We start from the raw sequence: 1,711 nt of genomic DNA, 5'->3' as shown, positions 1-1,711 counted from the left end.
CTACAAACACACAATTGCCCGTCAATGGATCACAACTATCAGTGGTACATGGATTTCCATCATCGCAAGTCTTCGGTATTCCTGCACAAACTCCGTTATGACATACATCGTTTATTGTACAAGGGTCACCATCGTCACAAGCTGAATTATTGTTTACTTGAATGCATCCTGAAAGTGGATTACATGCTGCGGTGGTACAAAGATTGCCGTCATCTGGGCAAGAAATGGAAGTACCCGAACATGTACCTGCTATACATTGATCATTTTCTGTACAAATATTATTGTCATCACATGTACTCCCATTTGATTTTGGAGTAAAAACACAACCTAAAATTGGGTCACAAGTATCATCCGTACAAGGGTTATTATCATCACAAACTTTAGGAGTAAGTCCAGGCTGACAAACTCCTCCCACACAATAATCGTTCTCAGTACATACATTATTATCTGTGCATGAAGCAGAGTTATCTACAAACACGCAATTGCCCGTCAATGGATCACAACTATCAGTGGTACAAGGATTTCCGTCGTTGCATGTTTTAGGAATTCCAGCACATACTCCATTTCTACATCTATCATTAATTGTACATGGATTGCCATCGTCGCAAGCAGAATTATTATTTACTTGTATGCATCCTGAAAGTGGGTTACAGGCTGCGGTGGTACAAAGATTGCCGTCATCTGGACAAGAAATAGAAGTCCCAGTACAGTTACCAGCAATACATTGATCATTTTCTGTACAAAAATTATTATCATCACAGGCACTACCATTAGTTTTAGGAGTAAAAACACAACCTAGAGGACCTTCCGAATCTGTGGTACATGGATTACCGTCGTCACAAACGACACTTTTTGAATAGACAAAAGGTATATCTTTTTTTATTATATAGTTATTAAAAATCAACCTACTTTTCAAAAACTGTAAGGATTGGTTTATTTCTGGGTATGGTTTTAGAAAGTAGGATTTATATACATTTTTTAAAAGCTGAATAAATTCTTCTTTTTCTTTAAATCCTGAAGACATGGTTTTTATGTCACCATTTTCATCAAAAAATAAAAGAGTAGGAAGAGATTTAATAAAAAAAGCAGCTTTATAAGCTGTCCCTTCCTCTGAACTGTTCAATACACGATAAGAAACAAAACCAGAATTTAAAACATTAATTACTTGAGGATCGGTTAATGTTTCTTCTTGAAATTTTTTACAGAAACCACACCAATCCGCATAATAAAGCACAAAAATACCTTTATGTTCATCAATAGCTTTCTGTTTAACCTCCTCAATAGATTGTAAAAATACAGGAGATGGTGCAGCTATAAGTTTTATAGAAAAAAATATCAGTATTAAAACGAAATGCTTTTTATTCATAAAAACTAAATTTTAACCCTTAAACTTATATTGAAAATTTTGAACAGAATTAACCAAATTATCAATAAACCAATCTTAAAGTTAAAAAAACAATAAACGGACTCCAAAATTGAAACCCGTTTTTTATTTTAAGGGAAATGCCATTCCATCTTTAAAGAATAATTTCGAGGCATAATCGGATCAACAGAATTGTACTCCTGCACATTGAAGGATATTTTGTCAAAATCATTTCCTACTTTTCCCCTTTATGTAAACTACCTAAAACTATAAAATAAATTGATATCTGATGGTATAAAAGCTGGAATGGCGATAAGTTGACATGCGTCGTTTTCGACTGTAAAATAT

1 protein-coding gene is annotated in these 1,711 nt (G+C 33.8%); it reads right to left on the bottom strand.

Annotation, left to right across the window (positions count from 1 at the left end):
- The coding region (locus tag EGI22_RS20735) for a thioredoxin fold domain-containing protein (RefSeq protein ID WP_255070372.1) at positions 1–1,366 on the bottom strand (1,366 nt) is incomplete at its 3' end.
- Between the last annotated feature and the right edge of the window lie 345 nt (positions 1,367–1,711).

The organism is Lacihabitans sp. LS3-19, assembly GCF_024343575.1.
Classification (GTDB): domain Bacteria; phylum Bacteroidota; class Bacteroidia; order Cytophagales; family Spirosomataceae; genus Leadbetterella.
Note: the sequence above shows the minus strand (reverse complement) of the source record. Positions and strands in the feature narration are given on the sequence as shown.